Source organism: Pseudomonas sp. B21-056, from assembly GCF_026016325.1.
Lineage (GTDB): Bacteria > Pseudomonadota > Gammaproteobacteria > Pseudomonadales > Pseudomonadaceae > Aquipseudomonas.
This window is the reverse complement of the sequence record NZ_CP087203.1, coordinates 3,967,598-3,988,068: the sequence shown is the minus strand read 5'-3', so window position 1 is coordinate 3,988,068 and position 20,471 is coordinate 3,967,598. Positions and strand designations below refer to the sequence as shown.

The following is a 20,471-nucleotide window of genomic DNA, read 5'->3' as shown; positions in this document are numbered from 1 at the left end:
TTTCAGCGTTTCACAGCAGTCGGCTTGTGCAACTCAGCTCGCTTGCTCAGCAAATCGAACACCGCCGGATACGCCGGTCGTTCGATATAGCGCCCGGCGCCGCGCTCGGCCCGCAAGTCACCCGCGGCCCACACCAGCCGACCCTGGCTGATGGTATGGCTGGGCACGCCGCGCACGGTCTTGCCTTCGAAGATGTTGAAATCCACCTGCTGATGGTGGGTCTTGGCCGAAATCGTACGGCTGCCCTGGGGGTCCCAGAGCACCAGGTCGGCGTCGGCACCGACGCGGATCGCCCCTTTGCGTGGGTAGAGGTTGAAGATCTTCGCGGTGTTGGTGGAGGTCAGCGCGACGAAATCCTGCATCGACAATTTGCCGCTGTTGACCCCTTCGTCCCAGAGCACGGCCATGCGGTCTTCGATGCCGGCGGTGCCGTTGGGGATCTTGCTGAAGTCGTCGCGGCCAGCGGCTTTCTGCTCGGCGCAGAAGCAGCAATGGTCGGTGGCAGTGGTGTGCAAGTTGCCCGATTGCAAGCCGTGCCACAGCGCGTCTTGATGCCCGCGCGGACGGAAGGGCGGGCTCATCACGTAGCCGGCGGCGGTCTGCCAGTCGGGGTGGCGATAGACGCTATCGTCCAGCAGCAGGTGCCCGGCCAGCACTTCACCGTAGACCGGTTGGCCTTTGCTGCGGGAATAGGTGATTTCGTCCAACGCCTCTTTGGTGGAGACGTGCACCAGGTACAGCGGCGTGCCGATAGTTTCAGCAATGCGGATGGCCCGGCTCGCGGCTTCGCCTTCCACCTGTGAAGGCCGCGACAGCGGGTGGGCTTCGGGCCCGGTGATGCCTTGGGCCAACAGCTTGCGTTGCAGGTGGTAGACCAGCTCGCCGTTCTCGGCGTGCACGGTGGGCACCGCGCCGAGTTCCAGGCAGCGCTCGAAGCTCGCCACCAGGGTGTCGTCGGCGGCCATGATCGCGTTCTTGTAGGCCATGAAATGCTTGAAGCTGTTCACGCCGTGCTGGCTGACCAGCTCGGCCATTTCCTCGCGAACCTGCTCGCTCCACCAGGTAATCGCGACATGAAAACCGTAGTCGCTGGCGCTTTTCTCGGCCCAGCCGCGCCACTGGTGGAAGGCTTCCATCAGCGACTGCTGGGGATTGGGAATCACGAAGTCGATGATCGATGTCGTCCCCCCGGCCAGGCCGGCGGCCGTGCCGCTGAAGAAGTCTTCGCTGGCGACCGTGCCCATGAACGGCAACTGCATATGGGTATGGGGATCGATGCCGCCGGGCATCAGGTATTGACCGCTGCCATCGAGCACTTCGACTGCGGCCGGAACATCCAGGTTTTCGCCGATGGCCTTGATCACGCCGTCGGCGCAGAACACATCGGCGCGGTAACTTTCATCATGGGTAATCACGGTGGCGCCACGGATCAACAGAGACATTCCGAGTTCCTCGCAGGCATGACCGACTGTTGTCGGTTCTTGATTGTTGTATCGATCACGGCGTGCAGCGAAAGGATGTTCCTGTCACTGCTGTCAGGATTAGACGCTAGTTGGAGATATTGAAATGAGCAAGATTATTTTCGATAAGCCTGTTTTTTAACTAATTGATTGAAAATTAACGATTAAGTATAAAAAACAGCAGGATTATGCGCTTCCAGGTCATTTTGACGAGCTTGACAGGATCGTTATTTGAGCGAGATTTGTTACGGCAAATCAGCGGCTTGATCGCCGTTGAGCCGTGGTAGCACGCGTGCCTTACTGCAAGTCCTCCGGCCATCGCCCCGTCGATGAGCAAAAATAATGAAAACAGTGGAGCGGACATGACCAGATCAACTGTGACCGAGCGCGACGGGTTGTTTGAGCTTGAAGCCGGCAGCGACGTGCTCGAGAGCCCTCGTTACAACCACGACATCGCACCGACGAAGGTGCACGAGCGAACCTGGAACAAGTGGCACATCACTGCCCTGTGGGTCGGCATGGCGATTTGTGTGCCGACCTATACCCTTGGTGGCGTGCTCACCGCCTATTTCGGCCTGACGGTGGGCGAGGCGCTGCTGGCGATTCTGTTTGCCAACATTATCGTGTTGATTCCCCTGACCCTGAATGCCTTTGCCGGGACCAAGTACGGCATTCCGTTTCCGGTGCTGTTGCGCTCGTCCTTCGGGGTCATCGGTTCCAACGTTCCATGCCTGATCCGCGCCCTGGTGGCGTGCGGCTGGTTCGGCATCCAGACGATGTTCGGCGGGCTGGCGATCCACCTGTTTCTCGGTTCGGTGTTCGAAGGCTGGAAGAGCCTGGGGGGCACGGGCGAGGTACTCGGCTTCATGATGTTCTGGGTCATGAACCTCTGGGTGGTGCTGCGCGGCGCCGAATCGATCAAATGGCTGGAAACCCTGTCCGCGCCGCTGCTGGTGCTGGTGGGGGCCGGTCTGCTGGTGTGGGCCTTGCCCAACGTCTCCCTGACCGAGCTGATGGCGGTCCCGGCCAAACGGCCCGAGGGGGCCGGCGTGACCGGCTACTTCCTTGCCGGGCTGACGGCCATGGTCGGTTTCTGGGCAACCCTGTCGTTGAACATTCCAGACTTCAGCCGTTATGCCAGGAGCCAGAAGGACCAGGTCGTGGGGCAGATCATCGGGTTGCCGTTGACCATGTTCCTGTTCGCCTCCCTCGGCGTGGTCATGACGGCTGCCTCGGAAAAACTGGTGGGCGTGACCGTCTCCGACCCGGTGACCTTGATCGGGCACATCCAGAGCCCGTTGTGGGTGGCGCTGGCCATGGTGCTGATCATCGTCGCCACGCTCTCGACCAACACCGCCGCCAACATCGTCTCGCCCACCAATGACTTCCAGAACCTGGCGCCCAAGCTGATCGGTCGCTCCAAGGCGGTGATGTTGACCGGGCTGGTGGGGCTGGCGCTGATGGCCCATGAGCTGCTGAAAAAGCTCGGCTGGATCGTCTCCGACGTCAGCCTTGAATCGGTGTATTCCAACTGGCTGCTGGGCTATTCAAGCCTGCTCGGGCCGATTGCCGGGATCATGGTGGTGGATTACTTCCTGATCAAGAAACAACAACTGGACCTGGCCGGGTTGTACCGCGACGACGTCTACCCGGCGTGGAACTGGAACGGTTTCATCGCCTTCGGCGTGCCGGTGGCCTTGACGCTGCTGTCCCTGGGCAGCGATGCGTTCAACTGGTTCTACAGCTACGGCTGGTTCACCGGCTCGGTGCTGGGTGGGGTGATTTATTACGGGTTGTGCGGTTTGCGTGCGAGCCCATCCGTCGCTAAATCTGCTGTGTAGAGGAGGGCCCCATCGCGAGCAGGCTCGCTCCCACATTTGAAATGCATTCCCTTGTGGGAGCGAGCCTGCTCGCGATGGCGGCCTCGGATACACCGAATAATGCCTGGAAAAAAGGAGATTCCCCCATGAACGCCGCCATCGACGTCCTGCAATCCACCCATCAACACATCAACCGCGACCGCCTCTGGCAGTCGCTCATGGACCTGGCCCGACTCGGCGCCACGGTCAAGGGTGGCGTGTGCCGGCTGGCCCTGACCGACCTGGATCGCCAGGCCCGGGACCTGTTCGTGCAGTGGGCCGAGGCGGCCGGCTGTACCGTCAGCATCGATGCAGTGGGCAATATTTTCGCCCGGCGCCCGGGGCGCAATCCGATCCTGCCGCCGGTGATGACCGGCAGCCACATCGACACCCAACCCACCGGCGGCAAGTTCGATGGTTGTTTCGGCGTGTTGTCCGGGCTGGAAGTGCTGCGCACCCTCAATGACCTGAACATCGAAACCGAAGCGCCGCTGGAAGTGGTGGTGTGGACCAACGAAGAAGGCTCGCGCTTCGCACCGTGCATGATGGGATCCGGGGTGTTCGCGGAAAAATTCACCCTCGAAGAAACCCTCGCCAAGGTTGACGCCGAAGGCATCACCGTGGGGCAGGCGCTGAATGCCATCGGCTATGCCGGCCCTCGTCAGGTCACCGGTCATCCGGTGGGGGCGTATTTCGAGGCGCACATCGAACAGGGACCGATCCTGGAAGACGAGCGCAAGACCATCGGCGTCGTCATGGGCGCCCTCGGGCAGAAGTGGTTCGACCTCTCGCTGCGGGGCGTCGAGGCCCACGCCGGTCCGACCCCGATGCACCTGCGCAAGGACGCCTTGGTGGGCGCCTCGATCATCGTCGGCGCCGTCAACCGTGCCGCCCTCGGCCATCAACCCCACGCCTGCGGGACCGTCGGTTGCCTGCAAGCCTACCCGGGCTCGCGCAATGTCATTCCGGGCGAAGTGCGCATGACCCTGGATTTCCGGCATCTGGAACCGGCGCGACTGGATTCGATGATCTCCGAGGTCAAGCAAGTCATCGAAGACACCTGCCGGCAACACGGCCTGACCTATGAGCTGACCCCCACCGCCGACTTCCCGCCGCTGTATTTCGACCCGGGTTGTGTCGAAGCCGTGCGCGGTGCTGCCCAGGGGCTGGGCCTGTCCCATATGGACATCGTCAGCGGCGCCGGCCATGACGCGATTTTCCTGGCCGAACTGGGCCCGGCCGGCATGATTTTCGTGCCCTGTGAAGGCGGGATCAGCCACAACGAAATCGAAAACGCCGCCCCCGACGACCTCGCCGCCGGCTGTGCGGTATTGCTGCGGGCAATGCTGGCCGCCTCCCAGGCCATCGCCGAAGGGCGCATGGCGGCTTGACCGGGCCGATCAGCGGTTTTGCCGGCGCCGGCAAGGGAACGCACGACGACCACGGACGGTCGTAACCTCCATGCGCTTCTGACCCCATGGAGACCCAATGAGCCCGGACGTCCCGACCACGGAGACCAATCGCCGTCAACTGCTGCAAATCATCGCCGGGCTGTCGGACGGTGTGATGTTGATCGAAGTCGACCAGACCATCGCCTGGGCCAACGAGGCCGCGCTGAACATGCATGGGGTCAAGGACCTCGGTAAGCTGGGTGCCAACGCCCGGCAGTATGCGCGGCGCTTCAATTTGCGTTATCGCAATAACCATCCGCTGACGGCGGACAACTATCCGATCGCCCGGGTTGCCCGTGGCGATGAGTTCAGCGATGTGCTGGTGGAGGTCACCCCCGTGGCCGATCCGGACCGCACCTGGGTCCACCGCATCCGCAGCATGGTGCTGACCGATCGCAACGACGCACCGGAGCTGCTGGTGCTGATTCTCAGCGACGCCACGGAGTGGGCCAGCGCCGAGCAGCGTTTCGAGAAAACCTTCGGCGCCAACCCGGCACCGGCGGTGATCTGCCGCCTCAGCGACCTGCGCTACATCAAGGTCAACCAGGGCTTCCTGGAAATGACCGGCTACAGCCGCGAGCAGGTGATCGGTCGTTCAGTGTATGAACTGGACGTGCTCGAAGCCGCCGAACGCCGTGAGCTGGCCATCGAACGCCTGGGGCAGGGCGCGACCATTCCGCAGATGCAGGCCGAGTTGAGGTTGCCGGAAGGGACCAGCAAGCAAGTGATCGTCGCCGGCCAGCCACTGGACCTGCACGATGAAGATTGCATGCTGTTTTCCTTCATGGACATGGAGCCGCGCCGCAAGGCTGAAACGGCGCTGCGCCAGAGCGAGGAGCGCTTTGCCAAGTCGTTTCGCCTGTCCCCCGTGCCGACCGTGGTGTGCAGCGCCGAACAGTTGTTGCTGGAAATCAACGAAGCCTTTTTGCAGACCACCGGGTACGCCAGTGAAGAGCTCTTCGGCAAGACTGTGGACGAGATCGGCTTTCTCGACAAGGACGCCAGCGCCACGCTGTTTGCTCGCCTGGAGAAGACCACCGCGGTGTCCAATGTCGACGTCAAGGTGCGCAAGAAGGGCGGCGAGCTGATCGACTGCGAAGTGGCGGCCGACACCGTGATCATCCAGGACCAGCCTTGTTATCTGCTGGTCCTGGTGAACATCACCGAACGCAAGCGCTCGCACCTGGAACTGGTGGCGGCGATTGAGGAGGTGATGAAGGATGCTTCCTGGTTCAGCCGTACGCTGATTGAAAAGCTGGCCAATGTGAAGAGCATCAACACCCAACTGCCCAGTACCTCCTACACCGAACTGACCGCCCGCGAGCGTGATGTGCTGGGGCTTATCTGCCAGGGCCTGGCGGACAAGGAGATCGCCGCGCGCCTTAAACTGGCGCCCAATACCGTGCGAAATCACGTCGCTACGCTGTACTCGAAACTGGATGTTCATAGCCGCAGCGAGGCTATTGTCTGGGCCCGGGAGCGGGGCCTGTTCGGGAATGACTGGAGCATGAAGGCACCATAATGGCCGGTGCAAATGCACCGGGCCGACTAGTGCAAATTCGGGTATCTGGCGGACAGGCGGCTGCTTAGGATGTGATGGTGCGCCGGTATCAGATGACTGCCGCGTCCCCAGGAAACAGTCAAGGAATACGCCGTAATGTGTAGTGATCGAAACCAACATGCCATTGACAGGATGTCTGCTGGAACCGGGAGCCCGGTGTTGTTTGCCGCTCCTTTGTGTTTCCTGCGTTGAGGTGCAGCCCATGACCCAGTTGGCCCCCCTGCGCACCCGACTCGAAGAAAGTTTCTCGCCGCTGTCCTGCGAGTGCAGCCTCAATGGCGACGGCACCCTGACCGTCCGGCTCTATCACCGCGAAAGCGGGGAGGTGGACTTGGTGGTGAGTGGCTTGAACCTCGACAGCGTTCGCTCGGAAGAAAGCCTGGCGAAGCTGATCGACGAATTACGCTATGAGCTGCATAACACCCCAGGGCATCGCAACGATCCCGTGTAGATAATCAAGTGAATGCAGTCTTCTGTGGCGAGGGGATAAATCCCCTCGCCACAGGTGGACTGGGTTTGATCCTTACAACAACGTCGCCCGGCAATCGAGCGCCAACCGCGCGCCGCCATGTTCGCTGTTGCCCACCTCCAACGTGAACCCGTGCAAATTGACGATCGCCGCGACGATCGACAGGCCCAGGCCAAAGCCGCCATGGTGGCTGCTGCCTTCGGCCCGGTAGAAGCGGCGGAACACGGCCTTGCGCTCTGCTTCCGGAATGCCGGGGCCGGAGTCGAGCACTTCGATGCGGGTGCTGTCGCCCTGGTCGATCCCCCGCAGGATCACTTTGCCTCCCGCCGGGGTGAACTTGATGGAATTGCTCAGCAGGTTCGACACCGCTTCGAACAGCAAGGCCCGGTCGCCATTGAGCAAGGGCAGAGTCTCGGGCACTTCGAGGCTGAAGGTCAGCTCGCCTTCCTCGGCCAGGGGCAGGTAGAAGTCATGCAACTCCTGCAATAACTGCAGCGGGTCGACCCGCACGAAACCCGAGCGGCGCTGCTGGTCTTCCAGTTCGGAGATCCGCAGCAAGCCTCGAAACCGCGCCATCAGGGTATCGGTCTCGGCAATCACCTGATCCATTTGCAAGGCTTCGGGCGAGCCATCCGCGGCTTGCTGCTGGATGCGGTAAAGCTGGGCGCGCAGACGGGTCAGTGGCGTGCGCAGGTCATGGGCGATGTTGTCGCACACGCCCTTGACCTCGTTCATCAGGCGCTCGATGCGGTCGAGCATGGCATTGACGATTGCCGCCAGCATGTCCAGCTCATCCCGCCGGCTCGACAGCGGCAGGCGGTGGGTCAGGTCGCCGGCCACGATGGCTTCGGCACTGGCCTGCAATTTACGGATGCGCTGCAACGGTCGACGGCGCAAAAGATGCCAACCGGCGATTCCCGGCAGAATGGTCAGCGACACACCCCATAGCAGTGCATGGAGGATGATGCGGGTCACCGCGAAGAGCGAGCCATTGTCCCGCGCCAGTACCAGCCAGCGCCCGTCCTGGGTCCGGGTCGCCACGGCGTCGCAACTGTCGGAGGGCACGCCCGGCTCGTCGGAGTCGACACAATCGCCCAGCAGGTGGATTCTGCCGTCCAGCGGCAGGTCGGTGGGAATCCGCAGGATCGGTCCGCTCAGATGCCGCAGCTGAGGGTCGAACAGGCCATAGGCGTCGACGCCACGGTCGTCCAGGGTCAGGCTGGCCATGAGCGCGTCTTCCAGTTGATCGCCATGGATGCGGGCGAACAGGTGCTGACGCTGCATCAGGGAGTGCTTGGCCAGGCTGTCGAGGTAGCCGAATACCTCGTAGTACATCACCCCCATCAGGATCGCGCTCCAGAGCACGAACAGCGCACTGTACAGCGCCAGCAGGCGGCTGCTGGAGGAGCGCCAGCCCTTAGCGGGGTTCAGCAATGACATAGCCGGAACCCCGCACGGTGCGAATCAGCGGTTCCAGGCCTGGCGGATCGATTTTCTTGCGCAGGCGACCGATATGGACGTCGATCAGGTTGGTGCCGGGGTCGAAGTGATAGCCCCAGACTTCCTCGAAAATCATCATGCGTGAAAGAATCTGCCCGCAGTTGCGCATCAGGAATTCCAGCAGTTTGTATTCCGTGGGCAGCAGGCTGAGCAGTTGCCCGTTGCGACTGGCTTCGCGGCTGATCAGATCCAGTTCCAGATCGGCCACCCGCAGGATGGTTTCCGGTTCCCGGGCGCCATTGTTGCGTCGCAGCAACACTTCGACACGGGCAGCCATTTCATCGGTGGCGAACGGCTTGGTCAGGTAATCGTCACCGCCGGCCCGCAGGCCACGCACACGTTCATCCACATCGGAGAGGGCGCTGATCATCAGGATCGGCGTCACCACGCCCATGGTGCGCAGCGTGGTGACGATCACCAGGCCGTCGAGCTCGGGCAGCATGCGGTCGAGGGTGATCAGGTCGTAATCCCCGCTCACCGCTCGTTCCAGGCCTTCGCGACCGTTGTCGACCCAGTCGACGTTCAGGCCGTTACGGGTCAGCTCGGCGACGATTTCACGGGCGGTCACGGCGTCGTCTTCGATGGTCAGGATGCGGTTCATGGGCGGTACCGAGTTGAGAAATTGATGCCATTGCGCAGCATTCTGCCAAAGAAAACCTGTCGGCTTTCTGAAAAAAAGTTCATGGACGGGCAAGCGGTTTCCCTGGCCTGGATCAACACTTGGTCACAAATAATCCCTAACATGAATGTCGTGCGCACGATTATGTTGCGTCTTGCCCTGCTTTGGCGCGCTGTCGCTGTCGGGTACTGACGCTAACCGGTGATGGTGTGCCGCAAGGAGCCGAGACCTCACCGGTCTTTCATTAAAAGCATCAAGGAAGAGCAGCATCATGCAGCCTCAAGACTTTCTACGCCAAAAATTCGATATCCAGCCGTTGACCCGGCCCGACATGACGGTGCACCTGGACGGGCGGGTCGTCAATGCCGCCCAGGGGGAAACCGTCCTGACCGTCATCCAGTCCCAGGGCCAACGCCAGGTGGCCCGCAACGATCATGGCCAGATCAGCGGTGCGTATTGCGGCATGGGCGTCTGCCAATGCTGCCTGGTCAGGATCGACGGCCGCCACAAGCGCCGCGCCTGCCAGACCCAGGTACGCCCCGGCATGCAGATCGAAACCCGGACCAACCGCATCGCCGAAACGGAGGCGCCATGAACCTCGATCCGGTGATTGTCGGCGGTGGGCCGGCGGGTATGGCGGCCGCCATCGAGCTGGCCGCCCATGGGGTGCGGTGTACCTTGTTTGAAGAGGCACCGCGCCTGGGCGGCGTGGTGTATCGGGGGCCGTTGCGCGATGGCGTCAGCCTCGACTACCTGGGACCGCGCTATAGCGAAGCCCTGGAAAAGCTCCATGGCGAATTCCAGCAGCACGCCGGGCTGATCGACGTCCGGCTCAACCACCGCGTCATCGGGGCCGAAGGGTTCCGGGCACTGATGCTATTGGATGCCGATGAGCGCGTGCGCGAGGTCGGCTATTCCCATCTGGTCCTGGCGGCCGGTTGTCATGAACGCAGCGTGCCGTTTCCCGGCTGGACCTTGCCGGGGGTGATGCTGCTGGGTGGCCTGCAACTGCAGATCAAGAGCGGGGTGGTCAAGCCGCCGAGCCCGGTGCTGATCGCGGGTACCGGTCCGTTGCTGCCGCTGGTGGCATGTCAGCTGCACGCCTCGGGCGTGGCCGTGGCCGGTGTCTATGAGGCTTGTGCATTCAGCAGGATCGCCAGGGAAAGCCTGGCATTGCTGAACAAGCCGCAGCTTTTTCTCGACGGTTTGAGCATGCTCGCCTACCTCAGGCGCCATCGCATACCCGTGCGCTATGGCTGGGGCGTGGTGCAGGCCCATGGCGAGGGCGAGTTGGACATGGTCACCGTCGCGCCGTATTCCAGCACCTGGGAGCCCGATCTCGAACGGGCCGAACAGGTGCCGGCCCAGACGCTGGCGGTCGGCTACGGTTTCATCCCGCGTACCCAGTTGAGCCAACAGATGGGCCTGGACCATGGTTTCAGCGACGATGGCTACCTGCGGGCGGTGTCCGATGCCTGGCAGCAGAGCAGCGAGGCGCACATCCATCTGGCCGGTGACATGGGCGGGATTCGCGGCGGTGAAGCCGCCATGCTGAGCGGGCGGATTGCCGCGCTGTCGATCCTGATGCAACGCAATGTGCTGGATTGCCGTGCCGCCCTCGAGCGTCGAGGGCAGTATCAGGCGCAGTTGGACCGGATCATCCGCTTCCGTGCGGGCGTGGACCGCTACACCCGGCGCGGTGCTGGACAAACTGCGCTGCCGGCTGCCGATACGGTGATCTGCCGTTGTGAACACGCCACCCGCGCCGACATCGACCGGGCCCTGGAGCAGGGCGTGCAGGACATGGCCAGTCTGAAAATGCGCACCCGTGTGAGCATGGGCGATTGCCAGGGGCGGATGTGCGTGGGGTATTGCAGCGACCGCCTGCGCGAAGCCACCGGGCGTGCCGACGTCGGCTGGCTACGGCCACGCTTCCCGATCGATCCGATACCGTTTTCAGCGTTCCGTAATGTTGCCATGGAGGCTGCCGGGCATGATTGAACATCCAGGGATCAAGGACTACGACGTCGTCATCGCCGGTGGCGGCGTGATCGGCGCCTCCTGTGCCTACCAACTGTCCAAGCGCAAGCACCTGAAAGTCGCCCTGATCGACGCCAAGCGTCCCGGCAACGCGACCCGCGCTTCGGCCGGCGGCCTGTGGGCCATTGGCGAGTCGGTGGGGCTGGGTTGCGGGGTGATCTTCTTTCGCATGATGTCGGCCAATCGCAAGCGCCAGACCCCCATCCGGAACCAGAGTGCCGCCGTGGCGGTGGATGCCAGCACGCCGCATATCCTGCCCCAGTCGTTCTTCGACTTTGCCTTGCAGTCCAACGCGATGTACCCCCAGTTGCACCGGGAGTTACTGGACAACCACGGCATGGATATCAAATTCGAGGAAACCGGACTCAAGTTCGTGATCTACGACGATGAAGACCGCTTGTATGCCGAGCACATCGTCGCCTGCATTCCCCACCTGGCCGATCAGGTGCGCTGGCTTGACCAGGCCGCCCTGCGCGAGGCCGAGCCCAGCGTCAGCCACGAAGCCCGGGGAGCGCTGGAATTCCTGTGCGATCACCAGGTCAGTCCGTTCAGGCTGGCCGACGCTTACACCGAAGGTGCCCGGCAGAATGGTGTCGACCTGCACTTCAACACCCACGTGACCGAGGTGTTGCGCAGCGGGGCGCGGGTGACCGGGGTAAAAAACCGCCGAGGCCGGCACCTTCAACTGCCGGACCCTGATCAATGCCACCGGAGCCTGGGCGGCGGACCTGAGCGAGCAGGCCACCGGCGTGCGGATTCCGGTCAAACCGGTCAAGGGGCAGATCCTGCTGACCGAGCGCATGCCGAAGCTCCTCAACGGGTGCCTGACCACCAGCGACTGCTACGTGGCGCAGAAAGACAACGGCGAAATCCTCATCGGCAGCACCACTGAAGACAAGGGCTTCGACGTGACCACCACCTACCCTGAGATCGAGGGATTGGTGCAGGGCGCGGTGCGTTGCATCCCACAGTTGGCCGACATCAACCTGAAGCGAACCTGGGCCGGCCTGCGCCCGGGCTCTCCCGATGAATTACCGATCCTGGGGCCGATGCAAGGGGTGGAAGGTTATCTCAATGCCTGCGGGCATTTCCGCACGGGCATCCTGACCTCGGCCATTACTGGGGTCTTGCTGGACAAACTGGTGAACAACGAGCCATTACCGTTGGATATCACGCCGTTCCTGGCAGACCGCTTCGAGGTGGCGACGAGGGTTGCTGAAGACAAGGAAGTGCAGATGGCCTGAGGCAGCGAGCCTGTTGTGAACACAACATTTGCAGCCATCTGGGAACCCTGTGGGAGCGAGCCTGCTCGCGATGACGGCGGCACAAACAACATCGACGCAAGCTGATCCACCGCTATCGCGAGCAGGCTCGCTCCCACAGGGGATTTGCAGTGAACGCCAAGTCTGCGATCACCTCAGGACCCTGTGGGAAGGGTGTTGGGCGTCAATCCTCGAACCCCACCTGTTCATGGATCTCATCGACCTTGAGTTCCAGCCGATAAGCCACGGCGATGAACAGTGCCTGGCACAGACATAGGGTGGCGCTCAGCGAGCGGAAGGCGAAGGAGCTGCCTTCGTTCACCAGCAGCACGGTGTTGGCCCGTTTCGCCAGGGGCGACAGGTTGCTGTCGGTGATGATCAGCGTCTTGGCCTGGTGATGCTGGGCGATGCGCAGGCAGTGCTGGGTTTCCTTGCCGTAGGGCGTGAAGCTGATGGCGATCACCAGGTCGTTGGCCCGTACGCTGCGCATCTGCTCGCGATAACTGCCGCCCAGCCCGGAAACCAGGTGAATGCGCTTGTTGGTGTGCTGCAGGTTATAGACCAGGTAATCGGCCACCGCGAAGGAGCGCCGCACGCCCACCACATAGATGTTGTCGGCGTTGACCACCAGGTCGACCGCTTTGTCGAACGCCTGGTCGTCCAGTTCCAGCCCAAGCCGCTCGATGCCCGACAGCGTGGCATTGATGCATTCACGGGCCAGGTCACCGCCGCTGGCCTTCTGCGACTTGTTGGCGATCATGCTGCGGATGCGTTGCTGGTAGTTCTGCACCGGCGTGGTCTTGTGGGTGTAGGCCTCGCGGAACAACGCCTGCATTTCGCTGAACCCGCTGAACCCGAACCGTTGCGAGAAACGCACGATGGCCGACGGATGCACTTCGCATTCGCGGGCGATGTCGCTGATGCGATCCACCATGATCCGGTCGCTTTGCTGGCTCATGTAGCTGGCAATGCGTTTGAGCTGGCGCGGCAGGCTTTCATATTCATCGGTGATCAGTTGCAACAGACGCTCGGCATTGATCGGGGGGCTGGCGAGGGCGGCCTCGGACGCGCGCTCGGATGGCGCCGGCAGATCGGGGCGGGTCATAGATAATCCTTCTGGCTTGTTCTTATAGGCCGTCCGGTAAAGGCCGGCCCTCGACAATAAGTTGGCTGCTTGCAGTCTACCGCGTAGGCGCAGGGAAAATCATGACGGGTAACGTCGCAATCCATGACTGAAACGACGCACTGCGTCTGACACGGTTGATTTGCAGTCTATTGGAAAAAATATTCCACATAAAAAATTTATAGAATAATTATTGATTATTGGTCCTCGCTCGTTTTAGTCTGAGCCCACCAAGAGCGTTGGCGCCGGTCCGGCAGCGAACGCAGGCTGATAAAAATAACAGGAGCCAGCATGGGCCAGACTCGTTTTGCCAGTGGGCGTCAATTGGATGTGATCTGCCTGGGGCGCCTGGGCGTCGACCTGTATGCGCAGCAAGTCGGGGCGCGGCTGGAAGATGTGTCGAGCTTCGCCAAATACCTGGGCGGCTCGTCTGCCAATATCGCCTTCGGCACCGCGCGACTTGGGCTCAGGTCAGCGATGTTGAGCCGGGTAGGGGATGACCACATGGGCCGTTTCCTGGTGGAATCCCTGGCACGCGAAGGCTGCGATGTCAGCGGCATCAAGGTTGATCCTGAGCGTCTGACTGCCCTGGTCTTGCTGGGTATCAAGGATCGGGAAACCTTTCCCCTGGTGTTCTACCGGGAAAACTGCGCCGACATGGCGTTGCGCGCCGAAGACATTGACGAGGCTTTCATTGCGTCGAGCAAGGCCTTGCTGATCACCGGCACTCATTTCTCCACCGAAGGCGTCTACCAGGCCAGCCTCCAGGCGCTGGACCATGCCGCTAAGCACAACGTCAAACGCATACTGGACATCGACTATCGGCCGGTGCTCTGGGGGCTGACGGGCAAGGCCGATGGGGAAACCCGTTTCGTTGCCGACCAGAAAACCAGCCAGCATGTGCAGGGCATCCTGCCGCGTTTCGACCTGATCGTCGGCACCGAAGAAGAGTTCCTGATTGCCGGCGGCAGCGAAGATCTGCTGACGGCGCTGCGCACTGTCCGCTCGCTGACCGCGGCCACCCTGGTGGTCAAGCTCGGCCCGCAGGGTTGCACGGTGATTCACGGCGCCATTCCGGCCCGACTTGAGGACGGTGCCATTTATCCGGGTGTCCGCGTTGAAGTCCTGAATGTACTGGGCGCCGGCGATGCCTTCATGTCGGGCTTCCTCGCCGGCTGGCTGGAGGACGCCAGTGATGAGCGCTGCTGCCAGTTGGCCAACGCCTGCGGTGGCCTGGTGGTGTCGCGTCACGGCTGTGCGCCGGCGATGCCGACCCGGGTTGAGCTCGACTATCTGTTCGACAGCCCGGTGCCGATCACCCGCCCGGACCAGGACCTCGTGCTGCAACGGCTGCATCAGGTCAGCGTGCCACGCAAGGCCTGGAAACAACTGTTCATATTTGCCTTTGATCATCGTTGGCAACTGGTGGAACTGGCGCAAAAGGGCGCTCGGGACCTGAGTTGCATCGGTGCACTCAAGCAACTGTTCGTCCAGGCGGTGGAACGGGTCGAAGCTGACCTGCGGCGCCAGGGCATCGAGGCCGATGTCGGCTTGCTGGCCGATCAGCGTTTCGGCCAGGACTCGTTGAACGCCGCCACCGGGCGCGGCTGGTGGGTCGCACGGCCGGTGGAAGTGCAAGGCTCGCGGCCGCTGGCGTTCGAACACGGGCGTTCCATAGGCAGCAGCCTGATCGCCTGGCCCAGCGAGCAAATCATCAAGTGCCTGGTGCAATTCCACCCCGATGACGAACCGCTGCTGCGCCTGGAGCAGGAGGCGCAACTGATGGGGCTCTACAAGGCCTCCCAGGTCAGCGGCCATGAATTGCTGCTGGAGGTCATTCCACCGAAGGATCATCCATCGCCGCACCCGGACGTGCTGTACCGCGCGCTCAAGCGCCTCTACAACCTGGGGATCTATCCAGCGTGGTGGAAGATCGAAGCCCAGACGGCGGAGGAATGGAAGCAACTCGACGAGTTGATCCAGCAGCGTGACCCGTACTGCCGGGGCGTGGTGTTGCTGGGCCTCAACGCCCCGGCCTCCACGCTGGCCGAAGGGTTTCGCCAGGCCAGCCAGAGCACGACTTGTCGCGGGTTTGCCGTGGGACGCACGATTTTCCAGGAGCCGAGCCGGGCCTGGCTGGCGGGGGAAATCGATGATGAAACGCTGATCCGGCAGGTGCAGGGCACGTTTGTGGAATTGATCGAGGCGTGGCGTGCTGCGCGGGCGTGAAGACAGTAAAAGGCTTTTGTGGCGAGGGAGCTTGCTCCCGCTGGATTCTGTAGGAGCTGTCGAGCGAAGCGAGGCTGCGATCTTTTGATCTTTCGCTTGGGACTCAAGTGCCAGGGGAAAGATCGCAGCCTCGCTTCGCTCGACAGCTCCTACAGGGGGCAGCCGAGCGGGAGCAAGCTCCCTCGCCACGGGGGCTCGGTTGAATATCAGAGAAAACAATAAAAGGTGCAGCCATGCCCGCTATTCGAATTGGCATCAACCCGATTTCCTGGAGCAACGACGACTTGCCGTCCCTGGGCGGTGAGACGCCGTTGAGCACTGCGCTGAGCGAAGGCAAGGCCATCGGTTACGAAGGTTTCGAGCTCAACGGCAAGTTTCCCAAGGACGCCAAGGGCGTCGGCGATGTGTTGCGTCCCTATGACCTGGCGCTGGTGTCCGGTTGGTATTCCAGTCGCCTGGCCCGGCGCTCGGCGGCCGAGGAAATCGACGCGATTGCCGCCCATGTGCAGTTGCTGGCGCAAAACGGCGCGACGGTGCTGGTCTATGGCGAAGTCGCCGACTCCATCCAGGGCCAGCGCATTGCGCTGATCGAGCGGCCGCGTTTCCACACTGACGACGCCTGGCAGGCCTATGCCGACAAGCTGACCGAACTGGCACGCTTCACCTTGTCCCAGGGCGTGCGCCTGGCGTATCACCACCACATGGGGGCCTATGTCGAGTCACCCTCGGACATCGACAAGTTGATGGCCCTGACCGGCAGTGAGGTCGGCCTGCTGTTCGACTCGGGCCACTGCTACATGGGCGGCGGCGAGCCGTTGCAGGTCCTGCGCAAGCACATCGAGCGGGTCTGCCATGTGCACTTCAAGGATGTGCGCAAGCCGGTGGTGCAACTGGCGCGCAACCATCTCTGGAGCTTCCCGGATTGCATCGTCAACGGCACCTTTACCGTGCCGGGGGACGGCGACATTGATTTCGCCGCGTTGCTGGACGTGCTGCTGGCCGCCGATTACCAGGGCTGGCTGGTGGTGGAAGCCGAACAGGACCCGGCTGTAGCGCCGAGTTATGCCTACGCCAAGAAGGGCTACGACACCTTGCGCGCCCTGTTGCAGGAAAGGAGTTCGTCATGAGTCTGTTGATCAAAAGCCAGTCCGGTGGCCGGACCATGGTCCAATTGCCCCCGGGTGAGCTGGAATATGTCGGCTTCGCCGCCTATCGCCTGAGCCTCGGCGAAACCCTGCCGGTGGCCGCCGGTGACAAGGAGCTGTGCCTGGTGCTGCTCAGTGGTCGCATCAGCCTCAAGGGTGAAGCACCGGGGCAGGGCAGCTTCGCGTGGGACAACCTCGGCGATCGCCAGTCGGTCTTCGAGGACAAATCGCCCTATGCCGCCTACTTGCCACCCGGCAGCCAGGCCCAGGTGATCGCCTTGAGTGACGTGCAGGTCGCGGTGTGTGCCGCGCCGGGTTCCCGCCAGAACGATTACGGCCCACGGCTGATCCGCCCGGACAGCATGAAGCGCAGCGTGCGCGGCAAGGGGGCGAACACCCGCTACGTCTGCGACATCCTGCCGGACAGCGAACCGGCCCATTCGCTGCTGGTGGTGGAGGTGCGCACGCCGTCGGGTCACTCGTCGAGCTATCCGCCCCACAAGCACGACACCGATGACCTGCCGCATCAGAGTTTCCTGGAAGAAACCTATTACCACCAGGTCAACCCGTCCCAGGGCTTCGTGTTCCAGCGGGTCTACACCGACGACCGCAGCATCGACCAGGCCATGGCCGTGGAAAACAGCGACCTGGTAGTCGTACCCAAGGGCTACCACCCGGTCAGCGTGCCCTACGGGTACGAATCGTACTACCTGAACGTCATGGCCGGCCCGAAGCGGGTCTGGCAGTTCCATAACGACCCGCAGCACAGTTGGCTGCTGGATCTCTGAATACCGTTTGCTGCCACTCACCCAAGCCGTTTCGTATGGACACTGGAGGGATAACAACATGAACAAGCCCCTGCGTTTTGCCTTGAACCGAATGGTCGCCCCGCGCCTGGCGTTGCCCGAATTCATCGATCTGGCCCTGGCTTTGAAAACCGATGCCATCGAGATCCGCAACGACCTGAAGGGCGTCGAGATCGAGAACGGCATGGCGCCTGCTCACGTGCGTGAGTTGTGCGAAGAGCGGGGCATCAAGGTGTTGTCGATCAACGCGCTTTATCCCTTCGACGTGTGGAACGAGGAGCGGCGTGCCCAGGCCGTGCGGCTGGCCGACTATGCTCGCGAATGTGGTGCCGAGGGCCTGGTCATGTGCCCGCTCAACGACCGCGCCGACCCACGCAGCGAGGCCGAGCGCGCGGCGGGGCTGCGCACGGCGCTCAGCGAACTGGCGCCGATTTTGCGAGCCTTCGGCATCTACGGCTTTATCGAACCCCTGGGGTTCGAGGAGTGTTCGTTGCGCCGCAAGGAGACGGCGGTGGACGCGATCAAGGCCATCGGCGGGCTGGATGTGTTCCGTCTGGTGCACGACACCTTTCACCACCATCTGGCGGGTGAGCAGGTGTTCTTCCCCGAGCTGACCGGGCTGGTGCACATCTCCGGCGTGGAGGATGCCCAGGCACCGCTGGCGACGATCCGCGACGGCCACCGGGTGTTGGTGGGCAAGGCCGACATCCTCGGCAACGCCGCGCAGATCGAGGCGCTGCGGGCCGGTGGCTATGACGGTTACTTGTCCTTCGAACCGTTCGCCGAGAGCGTCCATGAACTGGCCGACATCCGTCAGGCGTTGGGGGCGAGCATGAGCCATTTGCAGGATTCACAGGCCTGACACAACTTCCAACATGATGAACACCCCTGTGGGAGCGAGCCTGCTCGCGAAAGCGATCTCACATTCAACAGTGATGTTGTCTGACCCACCGCTTCGCGAGCAGGCTCGCTCCCACAGGGATCTGCATTCCAGACAAGGTGCAAGCATGTCCACAACACGACTGACCATGGCCCAGGCCCTGGTGAAATTCCTCGATAACCAGTACGTCGAGGTCGACGGCGTCCAGAGCAAGTTCGTCGCCGGGGTCTTTACCATTTTCGGCCACGGCAACGTGTTGGGCCTGGGCCAGGCGCTGGAGCAGGACAGCGGCGACCTGGTGGTCCATCAGGGCCGCAACGAACAGGGCATGGCCCACGCCGCCATTGGTTTCGCCAAGCAGAACCTGCGTCGCAAGATCTACGCCTGCACCTCATCGGTCGGCCCCGGCGCGGCGAACATGTTGACCGCGGCGGCCACCGCGACGGCCAATCGCATTCCGCTGCTGCTGTTGCCCGGCGATGTCTACGCCAGCCGCCAACCGGACCCGGTGCTGCAACAGATCGAGCAGTTCCACGACCTGAGCATCAGTACCAACGATGCGTTCAAGGCAGTGAGCAAATACTGGGACCGGATCAACCGTCCCGAACAGCTGATGAGCGCCGCGATCCAGGCCATGCGCGTGCTCACCGATCCGGCCGAAACCGGCGCGGTGACCCTGGCGCTGCCTCAGGATGTGCAAGCCGAAGCCTATGACTACCCGGATTATTTCCTGGCCAAGCGCGTGCATCGCATCGACCGCCGTCCGGCCACCGCGGCGATGCTCGGCGATGCCCTGGCGCTGTTCAAGGGCAAGCGCCAGCCGATGATCATCTGTGGCGGCGGGGTGAAGTACGCCGGCGCCAACGCTGCTTTGCAAGCCTTTGCCGAACGCTTCGACATTCCCTTTACCGAGACCCAGGCCGGCAAGAGCGCGGTGGTGTCCAGTCATCCGCTGAACGTCGGCGGTGTCGGCGAAACCGGTTGCCTGGCGGCGAACCTGCTGGCCAAGGAAGCGGACCTGATCATCGGCATCGGTACGCGCTACAGCGATTTCACCACCGGCTCCAAATGGCTGTTCCAGCACCCGGATGTGCAGTTCCTCAACCTCAATATCAGCCCATGCGACGCGCTGAAACTCGATGGCGTGCAGCTGCTGGCCGATGCGCGTTCAGGCCTGGAGGCATTGTCTGCCGCCCTGGGCGACTATCGTGCCGGCTGGGGCGGGCGGATCGCCGACGCCAAGGGCCAACTGGAGGCTGAGGTGGACCGGGTCTACCAGGCTGATTATCAGGCCGAGGATTTCGTCCCGGAAATCAACGACGGCATGGACCCGGCGGTGTTTCGCGAGTTCATCGAACTCACCGGTTCCTGCCTGACCCAGAGTCGTGTGCTGGGCACGCTCAACGAAGCCTTGGCGGACGACGCGATCATCGTCGCCGCCGCCGGCAGCCTGCCCGGTGATTTGCAACGCAGTTGGCGCAGCAAGGGCGTCAATACCTATCACCTCGAGTACGGCTATTCCTGCATGGGTTACGAGGTGAATGCGGCGCTGGGGGTGAAACTCGCCGAACCTGATAAAGAGGTGTACGCCCTGGTGGGAGACGGCTCCTACATGATGCTGCATTCGGAGCTGGCGACCTCGATCCAGGAGCGGCGCAAGATCAACGTGGTGCTGCTGGACAACATGACGTTCGGCTGCATCAACAACTTGCAGATGGGGAACGGGATGGACAGCTTCGGCACCGAGTTCCGCTTTCGCAACCCGGACACCGGCAAGCTCGACGGCGGTTTCGTGCCGGTGGATTTCGCCATGAGCGCGGCGGCCTACGGCTGCAAGACCTACAAGGTGAAGACCCTCGACGAACTGCACGCGGCCCTGGCCGATGCACGGTTGCAAACGGTCTCGACCCTGATCGACATCAAGGTCCTGCCCAAGACCATGATCCACGGCTACCTGTCGTGGTGGCGGGTCGGCGTGGCGCAGGTCTCCACCAGCGCCCGCACCAACGCAGTGGCCAAGGCCCTCAATGAACGACTGGCCCAGGCCCGTCAGTACTGATCACAACA

15 protein-coding genes and 1 pseudogene are annotated in these 20,471 nt (G+C 62.5%); 12 read left to right on the top strand and 4 right to left on the bottom strand.

Going from position 1 to position 20,471, the window contains the following annotated elements; genetic code table 11:
- Positions 1–2 precede the first annotated feature (2 nt).
- Positions 3–1,442: a dihydropyrimidinase gene (gene hydA / locus LOY67_RS16675; protein ID WP_265063537.1), complete on the bottom strand. Its 1,440-nt coding sequence runs from the start codon at positions 1,440–1,442 to the stop codon at positions 3–5.
- 380 nt (positions 1,443–1,822) lie between these two features.
- On the opposite strand from hydA, the gene LOY67_RS16670 reads away from it, so the two are divergent.
- From LOY67_RS16670 to LOY67_RS16655, 4 genes are all read left to right on the top strand, one after another.
- Positions 1,823–3,301 (top strand): NCS1 family nucleobase:cation symporter-1, encoded by a 1,479-nt coding sequence (locus LOY67_RS16670; RefSeq protein WP_265063536.1) that lies wholly within the window; start codon positions 1,823–1,825, stop codon positions 3,299–3,301.
- Between the two features lie 125 nt (positions 3,302–3,426).
- Positions 3,427–4,710: a Zn-dependent hydrolase gene (locus tag LOY67_RS16665; protein ID WP_265063535.1), complete on the top strand. Its 1,284-nt coding sequence runs from the start codon at positions 3,427–3,429 to the stop codon at positions 4,708–4,710.
- A 97-nt stretch (positions 4,711–4,807) separates the two neighbouring features.
- Entirely contained in the window at positions 4,808–6,292 is a 1,485-nt protein-coding gene (locus tag LOY67_RS16660) for a helix-turn-helix transcriptional regulator (protein ID WP_265063534.1), read from the top strand.
- Between the two features lie 241 nt (positions 6,293–6,533).
- Positions 6,534–6,782 carry a DUF1652 domain-containing protein gene (locus tag LOY67_RS16655; protein WP_265063533.1) on the top strand — a complete coding sequence of 83 codons (249 nt, stop codon included), beginning with the start codon at positions 6,534–6,536 and terminating at the stop codon, positions 6,780–6,782.
- 72 nt (positions 6,783–6,854) lie between these two features.
- On the opposite strand, the gene LOY67_RS16650 is transcribed toward LOY67_RS16655, so the two are convergent.
- Together LOY67_RS16650 and LOY67_RS16645 are read right to left on the bottom strand one after the other, a co-directional pair.
- Positions 6,855–8,240, bottom strand: coding sequence for a sensor histidine kinase (locus LOY67_RS16650; RefSeq protein ID WP_265063532.1), 1,386 nt, complete (start codon positions 8,238–8,240; stop codon positions 6,855–6,857).
- Entirely contained in the window at positions 8,218–8,901 is a 684-nt protein-coding gene (locus tag LOY67_RS16645) for a response regulator transcription factor (RefSeq protein WP_265063531.1), read from the bottom strand. Before LOY67_RS16645 ends, LOY67_RS16650 begins: the two co-directional genes overlap by 23 nt.
- A gap of 289 nt (positions 8,902–9,190) precedes the next feature.
- Between LOY67_RS16645 and hcnA the strand changes: the two genes are divergently transcribed.
- From hcnA to hcnC, 3 genes and pseudogenes are all read left to right on the top strand, one after another.
- Positions 9,191–9,514 (top strand): cyanide-forming glycine dehydrogenase subunit HcnA, encoded by a 324-nt coding sequence (gene hcnA / locus LOY67_RS16640; protein ID WP_265063530.1) that lies wholly within the window; start codon positions 9,191–9,193, stop codon positions 9,512–9,514.
- Entirely contained in the window at positions 9,511–10,920 is a 1,410-nt protein-coding gene (gene hcnB / locus LOY67_RS16635; protein WP_265063529.1) for a cyanide-forming glycine dehydrogenase subunit HcnB, read from the top strand. The genes hcnA and hcnB overlap by 4 nt, the downstream gene beginning before the upstream one ends.
- Positions 10,913–12,203 (top strand): annotated as a pseudogene (gene hcnC / locus LOY67_RS16630) (cyanide-forming glycine dehydrogenase subunit HcnC). The gene hcnB and the pseudogene hcnC overlap by 8 nt, the downstream one beginning before the upstream one ends.
- A gap of 202 nt (positions 12,204–12,405) precedes the next feature.
- Here the strand turns inward: hcnC and LOY67_RS16625 are convergent.
- On the bottom strand, positions 12,406–13,326 hold the full coding sequence (locus LOY67_RS16625) for a MurR/RpiR family transcriptional regulator (protein WP_258625041.1): 921 nt from the start codon (positions 13,324–13,326) through the stop codon (positions 12,406–12,408).
- Positions 13,327–13,635: 309 nt separating this feature from the next.
- Between LOY67_RS16625 and LOY67_RS16620 the strand changes: the two genes are divergently transcribed.
- The 5 genes from LOY67_RS16620 (at position 13,636) to iolD (ending at position 20,463) form a co-directional block, all read left to right on the top strand.
- On the top strand, positions 13,636–15,573 hold the full coding sequence (locus LOY67_RS16620; RefSeq protein WP_265063528.1) for a bifunctional 5-dehydro-2-deoxygluconokinase/5-dehydro-2-deoxyphosphogluconate aldolase: 1,938 nt from the start codon (positions 13,636–13,638) through the stop codon (positions 15,571–15,573).
- A gap of 233 nt (positions 15,574–15,806) precedes the next feature.
- The gene (gene iolE, locus LOY67_RS16615; RefSeq protein WP_265063527.1) at positions 15,807–16,700 is read left to right on the top strand and encodes a myo-inosose-2 dehydratase; all 894 of its coding nucleotides are present in this window, start codon (positions 15,807–15,809) and stop codon (positions 16,698–16,700) included.
- Entirely contained in the window at positions 16,697–17,506 is an 810-nt protein-coding gene (iolB, locus tag LOY67_RS16610) for a 5-deoxy-glucuronate isomerase (protein WP_265063526.1), read from the top strand. Before iolE ends, iolB begins: the two co-directional genes overlap by 4 nt.
- A 58-nt stretch (positions 17,507–17,564) precedes the next feature.
- Positions 17,565–18,386: a TIM barrel protein gene (locus LOY67_RS16605; protein ID WP_265063525.1), complete on the top strand. Its 822-nt coding sequence runs from the start codon at positions 17,565–17,567 to the stop codon at positions 18,384–18,386.
- Between the two features lie 145 nt (positions 18,387–18,531).
- Complete coding sequence (gene iolD, locus LOY67_RS16600; protein ID WP_265063524.1) at positions 18,532–20,463, top strand: 3D-(3,5/4)-trihydroxycyclohexane-1,2-dione acylhydrolase (decyclizing); 1,932 nt, start codon at positions 18,532–18,534, stop codon at positions 20,461–20,463.
- Positions 20,464–20,471 lie beyond the last annotated feature (8 nt).

Coding starts and splice junctions, on each gene's coding strand:
- hydA (WP_265063537.1), bottom strand. CDS start 1,442: ATGTCTCTGTTGATCCGTGGCGCCACCGTGATTACCCATGATGAAAGT.
- LOY67_RS16670 (WP_265063536.1), top strand. CDS start 1,823: ATGACCAGATCAACTGTGACCGAGCGCGACGGGTTGTTTGAGCTTGAA.
- LOY67_RS16665 (WP_265063535.1), top strand. CDS start 3,427: ATGAACGCCGCCATCGACGTCCTGCAATCCACCCATCAACACATCAAC.
- LOY67_RS16660 (WP_265063534.1), top strand. CDS start 4,808: ATGAGCCCGGACGTCCCGACCACGGAGACCAATCGCCGTCAACTGCTG.
- LOY67_RS16655 (WP_265063533.1), top strand. CDS start 6,534: ATGACCCAGTTGGCCCCCCTGCGCACCCGACTCGAAGAAAGTTTCTCG.
- LOY67_RS16650 (WP_265063532.1), bottom strand. CDS start 8,240: ATGTCATTGCTGAACCCCGCTAAGGGCTGGCGCTCCTCCAGCAGCCGC.
- LOY67_RS16645 (WP_265063531.1), bottom strand. CDS start 8,901: ATGAACCGCATCCTGACCATCGAAGACGACGCCGTGACCGCCCGTGAA.
- hcnA (WP_265063530.1), top strand. CDS start 9,191: ATGCAGCCTCAAGACTTTCTACGCCAAAAATTCGATATCCAGCCGTTG.
- hcnB (WP_265063529.1), top strand. CDS start 9,511: ATGAACCTCGATCCGGTGATTGTCGGCGGTGGGCCGGCGGGTATGGCG.
- LOY67_RS16625 (WP_258625041.1), bottom strand. CDS start 13,326: ATGACCCGCCCCGATCTGCCGGCGCCATCCGAGCGCGCGTCCGAGGCC.
- LOY67_RS16620 (WP_265063528.1), top strand. CDS start 13,636: ATGGGCCAGACTCGTTTTGCCAGTGGGCGTCAATTGGATGTGATCTGC.
- iolE (WP_265063527.1), top strand. CDS start 15,807: ATGCCCGCTATTCGAATTGGCATCAACCCGATTTCCTGGAGCAACGAC.
- iolB (WP_265063526.1), top strand. CDS start 16,697: ATGAGTCTGTTGATCAAAAGCCAGTCCGGTGGCCGGACCATGGTCCAA.
- LOY67_RS16605 (WP_265063525.1), top strand. CDS start 17,565: ATGAACAAGCCCCTGCGTTTTGCCTTGAACCGAATGGTCGCCCCGCGC.
- iolD (WP_265063524.1), top strand. CDS start 18,532: ATGTCCACAACACGACTGACCATGGCCCAGGCCCTGGTGAAATTCCTC.